The sequence below is a fragment of the Actinomadura rubrobrunea NBRC 15275 genome, from assembly GCF_001552235.1.
Classification (GTDB): domain Bacteria; phylum Actinomycetota; class Actinomycetes; order Streptosporangiales; family Streptosporangiaceae; genus Spirillospora; species Spirillospora viridilutea.
Genome location: NZ_BCQU01000075.1, coordinates 22,913 through 31,112 on the forward strand (window position 1 = coordinate 22,913; position 8,200 = coordinate 31,112).

7 protein-coding genes are annotated in these 8,200 nt (G+C 76.1%); 4 read left to right on the forward strand and 3 right to left on the reverse strand.

Going from position 1 to position 8,200, the window contains the following annotated elements:
- Nucleotides 1–78: 78 nt before the first annotated feature.
- From crtI to AR3_RS21450, 3 genes are read left to right on the forward strand one after another with little or no spacing between them, the layout of a single operon-like run.
- On the forward strand, nt 79–1,617 hold the full coding sequence (crtI, locus tag AR3_RS21440) for a phytoene desaturase family protein (RefSeq protein WP_067916211.1): 1,539 nt from the start codon (nt 79–81) through the stop codon (nt 1,615–1,617).
- The gene (locus tag AR3_RS21445; RefSeq protein WP_067916213.1) at nt 1,614–2,615 is read left to right on the forward strand and encodes a phytoene/squalene synthase family protein; all 1,002 of its coding nucleotides are present in this window, start codon (nt 1,614–1,616) and stop codon (nt 2,613–2,615) included. Before crtI ends, AR3_RS21445 begins: the two co-directional genes overlap by 4 nt.
- On the forward strand, nt 2,612–3,640 hold the full coding sequence (locus AR3_RS21450; RefSeq protein ID WP_067916215.1) for a Rieske (2Fe-2S) protein: 1,029 nt from the start codon (nt 2,612–2,614) through the stop codon (nt 3,638–3,640). Before AR3_RS21445 ends, AR3_RS21450 begins: the two co-directional genes overlap by 4 nt.
- Here the strand turns inward: AR3_RS21450 and AR3_RS21455 are convergent.
- From AR3_RS21455 to AR3_RS21465, 3 genes are all read right to left on the reverse strand, one after another.
- Entirely contained in the window at nt 3,589–5,217 is a 1,629-nt protein-coding gene (locus tag AR3_RS21455; protein ID WP_083951752.1) for an FAD-dependent oxidoreductase, read from the reverse strand. The two genes, AR3_RS21450 and AR3_RS21455, sit on opposite strands and share 52 nt — an antisense overlap.
- An 11-nt stretch (nt 5,218–5,228) precedes the next feature.
- A complete protein-coding gene (locus tag AR3_RS21460; protein ID WP_067916217.1) occupies nt 5,229–6,476 on the reverse strand; it encodes a lycopene cyclase family protein in 1,248 nt (415 codons plus the stop codon).
- A gap of 80 nt (nt 6,477–6,556) precedes the next feature.
- On the reverse strand, nt 6,557–7,465 hold the full coding sequence (locus tag AR3_RS21465; protein ID WP_067916219.1) for a universal stress protein: 909 nt from the start codon (nt 7,463–7,465) through the stop codon (nt 6,557–6,559).
- 311 nt (nt 7,466–7,776) lie between these two features.
- Between AR3_RS21465 and AR3_RS21470 the strand changes: the two genes are divergently transcribed.
- A complete protein-coding gene (locus AR3_RS21470; protein WP_067916220.1) occupies nt 7,777–8,139 on the forward strand; it encodes a DUF3040 domain-containing protein in 363 nt (120 codons plus the stop codon).
- Nucleotides 8,140–8,200 lie beyond the last annotated feature (61 nt).

Here is an 8,200-nt window from a genome sequence, read left to right on the forward strand (position 1 = left end):
CGGAGGTCCGGATGCCGGCGGCGGCCGGCGGGGAATTCGGGCTCTGCGGGGGAAGTACATCCGTCACGGGGAGCGTCGATGCCGCACGGCCACGCCACCGGACGCGCCGGCGACCATGTGGTGGTCGTCGGCGCCGGGCTGTCGGGGCTCTCGGCGGCGCTGCACCTGCTGGGGGCGGGGCGCCGCGTCACGGTGGTGGAGCGGTCCGACGAGCCCGGCGGCCGGGCGGGGCGGATCGACCTCGGCGGCTGCCGCGCCGACGGCGGCCCGACCGTGCTGACCATGCCGCACCTGGCCGACGAGGCGTTCCGCGCGGTCGGCGAGCGGCTCGCCGACCGGGTGGAACTGGTGCAGCTGCACCCCGCGTACCGGATGGTGTTCCCGGACGGCTCCGCGCTGGACGTCCACACCGCGGCCGAGGCGATGGAGGAGGAGATCCGGCGTTTCGCCGGCCCGGGCGAGGTCGCCGGCTACCGGCGGCTGCGGGCCTGGCTGCGGGACCTGTACGCGGTGCAGATGCGCCGGTTCATCGACGCCAACTTCGACTCCCCGCTGCAACTGCTCACCCCGGACCTGGCCCGGCTGGCGGCGCTGGGGGGATTCGGCCGCCTGGACGCCCGCGTCGGCCGGTTCCTGTCGGACGAGCGGCTGCGCCGCGCGTTCACCTTCCAAGCCCTGTACGCCGGGGTCCCGCCCGACCGCGCCCTGGCTGCCTACGCCGTGATCGCCTACATGGACACCGTGGCCGGGGTCTACTTCCCCCGCGGCGGCGTGCACGCCTTGGCCCGGGCCATGGCGGACGCGGCCGCCGACGCGGGAGGCGAGTTCCGCTGGGGGAGCGAGGTCACGTCCCTGGAGCGGCGCGGCGACCGGATCACCGCCGTGCGCACCGGCGCCGACGGGCGGATCGCCTGCGACGCGGTGGTGCTCACCGTGGAGCTGCCGACCGCGTACCGGCTGCTGGGCCGCGCACCGCGCCGCCTGGTGCCGCTGCGCCACTCGCCCTCGGCGGTCGTCCTGCACGCGGTCACCCGCCGCACGTGGCCGCGGCTCGGACACCACACCGTCTTCTTCGGAGCGGCCTGGAAACGCACGTTCAGGGAGATCACGCGGACCGGGCGGGTGATGAGCGACCCCTCGCTGCTGGTCACGCGTCCCACCGCGAGCGACCCCGGGCTCGCGCCCCGAGGCAGGCAGCTGCTCTACATCCTCGCGCCGTGCCCCAACACCGCCATCGGGCCGAGCGCCCGCGAATGGGCGACCCTGGGGCCGCGGTATCGCGACGCGTTGGTGGCGGAGCTGGAACGCCGCGGCCTGCACGGCCTCGACGCCGCCATCGAGAGCGAACGCCTGGTCACTCCGGCCGACTGGACGGCGCAGGGGCACGCCGCGGGGACGCCGTTCTCGGTGGCGCACACCCTCGCGCAGACCGGCCCGTTCCGGCCGCGCAACCTCGTGCGGGGCGTGGGCAACGCGGTGCTCGCGGGCTGCGGCACGACGCCCGGCGTCGGCGTCCCCACCGTGCTGATCTCCGGGAAGCTGGCCGCCGCCCGTCTCGTCGGGCCGGGACGTGCCCGCGGCCTGCGACGACGCGGCACGAGGCGGTGGCTCCCATGACGCGGCGGGAACTGGACGCGGCGGGCGTCACCGACCCGGAGCTGCGCGCGGCCTACGAGCGCTGCCGCCGGCTCAACGCCCGACACGGCCGCACATACTTTCTCGCCACCCGGCTGCTGCCGGCGGCGCGGCGTCCCGCCGTCCACGCCCTGTACGGGTTCGCCCGATGGGCCGACGACATCGTGGACGACCTCGACATCGGCGCCACGACGCGGCAACGCGCCGCGGCCCTGCACGCGTTCGAGGAGCGGCTGGTCGCCGGGCTGCGCAGCGGCACCAGCGACGACCCCGTCGTCCGGGCGCTGGCGCACACCGCGGCGGTCTACGACATCGACCACCGGTACTTCCGGGACTTCCTGGCCTCCATGCGCAGCGACCTGGAGGTCACCCGCTACCGCACCTACGCCGACCTGAAGAGCTACATGCACGGCTCGGCGGCCGTCATCGGGCTGCAGATGCTGCCGGTGCTGGGCACGGTGGCGCCGCGGGCGGAGGCGGCGCCGTACGCGGCGGCGCTCGGCATCGCCTTCCAGCTCACCAACTTCCTGCGGGACGTGGGCGAGGACCTCGACCGGGGCCGGGTCTACCTGCCCGAGGAACTGCTGAGCGCGCACGGGGTGGACCGCGAACTGCTGTACTGGAGCCGCGCCACCGGCCGGAGCGACCCCAGGATCCGGGCGGCGATCCGGGAGGCCGCCGACCTGACCGAAGGCGTGTACCGCGAGGCCGCGCCGGGACTGAAGCTGCTGCACCCCGTCTCGCGCCCGTGCATCCGGACGGCGTACGTGCTGTACCACGACATCCTGCGCGTCATCGAGGCGGAGGACTACGCGGTGCTGCACCGGCGGGCCGTGGTGCCGCGCAGGCGGCGGGCGGCGGTGGCGCTCGACGGCGCCGCGCGCGCGGCGGTCGCCAGGCTGCGCACCCGCGTCGCGCCGCCGATCCCCCCGCGCCGCGAGCAGACCGCACGCGCCGACGCACCAGGGGGTGTGCCATGACCGGCTCCGAACACGCGCGGGCGCGGCGGGCGCCGCGCCTGGTGCCGCTGCGGCTGCGGCGCCCGGTGCGCTGGCAGGACCAGCGGGCCACGTGGCGGGACGCGCGGCCCTCGATCATCGCGGGCGCGCTGAAACGGGCGGCCGCCCGGCCGTCCGGCAACTGGTACGTCCTGGGCGCCAGCGCGGACATCGGCGGCGGGCGTCCCTTCGCGCGCACCATCGCCGGCGTGGAGGTCATCGCCTGGCGGGGCCGCGACGGGCTGCTGCGGGCCGGCCCCGGCGTCTGCCCCCACCTGGGCGCCCCGTTGCGGGACGCCCGCGTCCTGTGCGGCAGGGTCGTCTGCCACTGGCACGGCCTCGTCATCGACGGAGCGCCCTACGCGGGCTGGGAGCCGTTCCCCGCCTATGACGACGGCGTACTGGCGTGGGTGAGGCTCGACGCGGTCGGCGGGGAGCCGCCGCTGGAGCGTCCCCTGCTGCCGACCCGGCCGGACCCGGCGCGCCGTCTCGAGGCCGTGTTCAGCGCGGAAGGGGTCTGCGAACCCGAGGACGTGATCGCCAACCGCCTCGACCCCTGGCACGGCGGCTGGCTGCACCCGTACTCGTTCGTGGATCTGACGGTGCGGCGGGCGCCGGCGGAGCGTACGGAGGACGCCGAGGACGACTGCTTCCTGGTGGACGTGTCGTTCAAGGTGGCGGGCCGCGCCGTCGTCCCCGTCCGGGCGCGGTTCACGGCCCCCGGCCCGCGGACGGTGGTCATGCACATCATCGAAGGCGAGGGCCGGACGTCGGCGGTGGAGACGCACGCCGTCCCGCTCGGCCCGGGCCCGGACGGGGCGCCGCGCACCGCCGTCGTGGAAGCGGTCCTGGCGGCCTCCGACCGCCCGGGGTTCTCGGCCGCCCGCGCGATGGCCCCGCTGGTGCGGCCGCTGATGCGGCTGGCCGCCGGACGGCTCTGGCGGGACGACCTCGCCTACGCCGAACGCCGCTGGCGGCTGCGCGCGACGGGCCGATTCCCCGGCTGAACGGCGTCCACCACGTCAAATCCGCCGGGCGCTACCAAGGCGGCCAGCGTGCGGAGCAACCTGGAGCGGCCCGCCCGGGGCACTGTCCACAGGGTCTCCCCTCGCACGCCCCACCGGGCGAGCAGCGCGTTGGCGGCCAGGAAGCCGCTGGTCGCGGCCCGCTCCATCAGCGCCACCGGCAGGTCCGTGCGGACCAGGTCGCCCGCCAGCATCACGTACGGATGCGGGGTGGCCACCGTCGGCCGGTCCCAGTAGCCGCCCGGGGCGAACAGCGGGCAGTCCTCCCGCCACAGGTGCCGGACGTCGACGATCCGCGCCCGCCGCGTCTCCGGGTACACGCGGTGCAGCTGGGCCAGGAGGCGGTCCTGCTCGGCCCGGCGGTCGCAGGTGACGGGCAGCGCGTAGGCGTGCAGTTCGACGATCGATCCGCCGGTGCGGGCCGCCCAGCGCGCCGCCTCGCCCTCCCACCGGTCCGGCAGGCTCACGTTGTCCAGCGTCCCGAAACCGCTGGTGGCGAGGAACGCGGGGCGGTCGGGGCGCGGCGGGCGGTCCAGCCACAGCCGGGACACCAGGAAGGGCGGCGCCGTGCGCAGCCGCTGGACGCGCGCCCGCCACTGCTGGTCGCCGAGTCCGGGCGAGCGCGCGACGACGCCGCGCAGCCCGTCGACGTCCAACGCGAGGATCACCGCGTCGCAGCGGTCGGCGGCCCCCTCGCCCACGATCTCGACGCCGGCTCCGCCGAGCGGCCGGACCTGCTGCACCGGGGTGCCGGGCCGCACCCGCACGCCCAGCCCGTCCAGGTAGGAGCCGAGGGGGTCCCAGAGCGCTTGCGGGAAGGGATCGCGGACCACGTCGAACAGCAGTCCCTCGGCCGAGCCGAGGAAGTAGATGTGGAACATCAGGGCCAGCTCGGCGGCCGACAGCCGCTCCGGGTCGGCGAAGAAGCTGCGCGAGAACACCTCGAAGGCCAGGTGCCGCGCCGCGTCCGGGAAGCCCGTCGCCGTCAGGAACCGCGCGGCGTCGACGGCGTCGAGCCGTTCGTAGATCTGCGGGACGCGCACGTCCAGGAGCGGCCCGGCCGCCGCCGGATTCATCCGGGACAGGTCCCGCCAGCGGAAGCTGGGGCTGAGCGCCACGAACCCCAGCGCGTTCCACGGCGGCGTCTTCGGCACCCGTGCGAAGCGCTCGGACCGGCCGTCAACGTGCTGGAGCGGGTAGTCCGGCAGGCCCGTCAGCATGCCGAGGCCCGCGTCCACCCGGCGCAGCAGTCCGCGCAGGTTGTAGTACTGGCGGAAGAAGGCGTGGAAGCCCCGGGTCATGGTGGCGCGGGACCCGTCGGCCAGCGGCACCGGCCACCCCGCCACCCTGCCTCCGAGCACCTCCTCGCGCTCGTACAGCGTGACCCGTGCGCCGCGTTCGGCGAGCACGGTCGCGGCGGCCAGTCCCGCGATGCCGCCGCCGACGACCGCGACGGCGGGGGCGTCGCCGGTGAACCGGTTCCGCCCGCGGGGCGGGGCGATCATCTCGGCGTGCCGGTCCCGGCCGGGACGCCCGGCGCCGTCCCGGCGGCCCAGCATGCTCCGGCTGTTCACGGCTCGGCTCCTTGAGGCCCCGCCACTCGGTCCGGCGAGGGCGCCCGAAGGGGGCGGACCGGCAGGTCCCGGCGGGGGAGCAGCGGTACTTCCACGGCGGTGCGCAGCATCGGCACGACGGGGGTGTGCATGCCGATCGCGATGTCCTCCCAGAGAGACGTGTCGCCGTCGAGGAAGCGCAGCAGCCGCGCCGTCTGCACCCCCTTGAACAGGTCGGTGAAGAACTGCCCGCCGTCCGCCCGTCCACGGGCCAGCAGCCTGAGCAGGACGGCGTCCATCGCGCGGGCCCGGATGGAGTACGGCGCGGGCGGCACGGGCACGGCCCCCCGCCGGTAGGCGGCGGCGATGGCTCTGCTCTGCCGCTGCACGGCCGCGAAGGTGTAGCCCGTGGCGGGGCGCGTCGCGCCCCCGGCCGTGCCGATGCGGAATACCGAACGGCCCACCCGGCGCGGGAACAAGGCATCGGTCATGGGGATCACCCCCTGCTCGCAGCCGTCGACCCGCAGGGGGCCGAGCCTCAGGATGTCGCGCGTGTAATGCCGGAGCCTCTGTTCGTAGGCGTCGCGGTTCAGCGGCGCGGGGGAGAACTCGGTGTACTCCACCAGGGCCTCCGCAGGGCCGAACGGAAGCACGTAGCCGAACGAGACGCCCCGCGGCGGCTGGGGGGTCCGGAAATCCATCAACACGACGGCGTCGGGGTCGAAAACGGGCGACTCCGCGCGGACGAACCAGCCGCGGAAATGCTGCGCCAACGCGGTTCGCGCCCGTGGCAGGAGGCGCGGCGGACGCGAGTCGAACACCCAGCGCGCCCGCATCGTCAGCCGCCGTCCCCCGGCCGCCGTGCCGCCGACCTCGGCGCCGCCGGGCACGTCGCGCACCGCGTCGACGTCGGCGCGGACGACCCGCACCTCGGGCCGCCCGGCGAGCCGGCGTTCCACCAGGTCCCGGAACCCGGTCGAACTGATCATCTTGTAGCGGTAGGGGCGCGTCCGGCCTGACGCCTCGGTGCCGTCCCCGCCCAGCACCCGCAGCCGCCCCCAAGACGCGGCGACGGCGTCCTCGAACTCGCCCGCGCCCTCCTCCCAGAAACACCAGGTGCGGTCGGGCGGACGCAACGCCTCGTCCACGGCGTCCACCAGCGTCACCGTGGGCGGCGTCCCGGAGTCGTCCATCGCGACGAGGTGGTACGCCAGCGACAGACCGGCCGCCCCCGCGCCGACGATGATGACGTCCGACTCGTCCATGCCCCTCCCCGTCCCGCATGGGATCACCGCGTCCTGTCCCCGAAAGGCCGCCGGTCACACCGGGCAGTCGCCCGGATTCCTCACGGCACGATCACGACGGCGGTCGTGTTCTGGTGGAGCAGGGCGTGGTGGAGGCCGCCCATGGCCATGTCGGGGCCGTGGCGCCGCGCCGCGCCGACCACCACCATGGCGGCCTGGCGGCCGGCGGCCGCCAGCGCCCGCGCGGGGTGCCCCTCGACGGTGGTGTGCGTCACCTGGACCTCCGGGTACTTGGTCCGCCACGCGTCCAGCGACTCCGGCGGCGACGCCGACGGCGACTCTGACGGCGACGCCGACGGCGACTCTGACGGCGACGCCGACGGAGACTCGGACGGCGGCTGCGCCGGCGTCCGGGAGGGTGCGGCCGCGGCGTCCCCGCGGTCGGGCGCGCCGGACCGCCCGCACGTGTGCACCGCGGTGAGCCGCGCGCCGCGCAGGTGCGCCTCCTCGAAGGCCCAGCCGACCGCCCGCTCGCGCTGCGGCTCCTCGATCCCGACGACGACGTGGGCGGGCGCCGCGTCGGGCTCCGGGGCCCAGTCCGGGACCGCCAGGACGGGGCAGCGGCTCCACACCATCGCGCGCACCAGGACCGAGCCGAGCCGCAGACCGCCGAACCCCTCCTGCCCGCCGGTGCCGAGGACGAGCAGCTCCGCGTGCTCGCTCTGCGCCACCAGGGCCCTGCCCGCCTCCTCGGCCAGCAGGCGGATGCGCACGTCCAGGCCCGGGTGCAGGGCCAGCGCGTAGGCCCGGGCGTCGGTGAGCAGGCGCGTCCGTTCGGCCACCAGCGCGTCGTGGGCGGCTTCGCTCAGCGACCCGTCGCGGTAGACGAGCATGGTCGCGTGCACGAGTTCCAGCGGACGGCGGCGAAGGCTCGCCTCCGCGGCCGCCCACGCGACGCAGCGCGGCGACGCGGCCGATCCGTCCAGCCCCGCGATCACGGGTGCCTTCATGAGCCTTCCTCAGCTTCCGTTGTCTCCGCGGGGGTCCCGGCCCGTGTGCGGGGCCATGAGCCGCCGTCTCCTCCACGGCCGGGCGCGCCAGCCCTGACTATTCCGACATTCCCTCAGGTAACGGTCACAGTCCCCGGAGGGGCGAGAACGCCTGGGCCCGGCCTCCAACCGGACCCTTGGCCGTGTCTTTGTCCCTTCTGGCGGATCGGCGCCCGATCGCCCGGGTAAGCCGTGCCTGCCGCCACCGGAGCGCACGCGCCGGCGGCGGTGCGTGACCGCCGGCCGCCGAGGCCGCGCCGAAGGTGGACGGAATGGGACTGCCAGGTGACGAGCAGGCCGTGCTGCGGGAGATCGACGCGGCTTTGGAGCGCGATGACCCGGTCTTGGCCTGGAGGCTGAAGACCCTCCCCGGCCTCGTCCGGGACGCTCGCCGGGACGCCGGGCCGGTGTCGTGGCGGCCTCCCCGGGGAGCGGTCGCCCTGGCGGCGGTGGTCGTCGCGGTGGCGGCGTTGCTGGTCGCCATGGTGGCGCTGGGGACGCGCCATCCCTGCGAGCCGGGCGTCGGCGCGACGGCCCCCACGGCGCATCACGTCCGCTCGTCCGGGCCGCCCGGCGCGGCCGACCGCGGCGGCGCACGTCCGGCCGTTCCCCGCACCTCCAGGGCGACATGCTGACCGACAGGCCGACCGCGCGGCGCGCCGGTCGCCGCGCCGCCCCGGCGCCGCCGCGGCGACC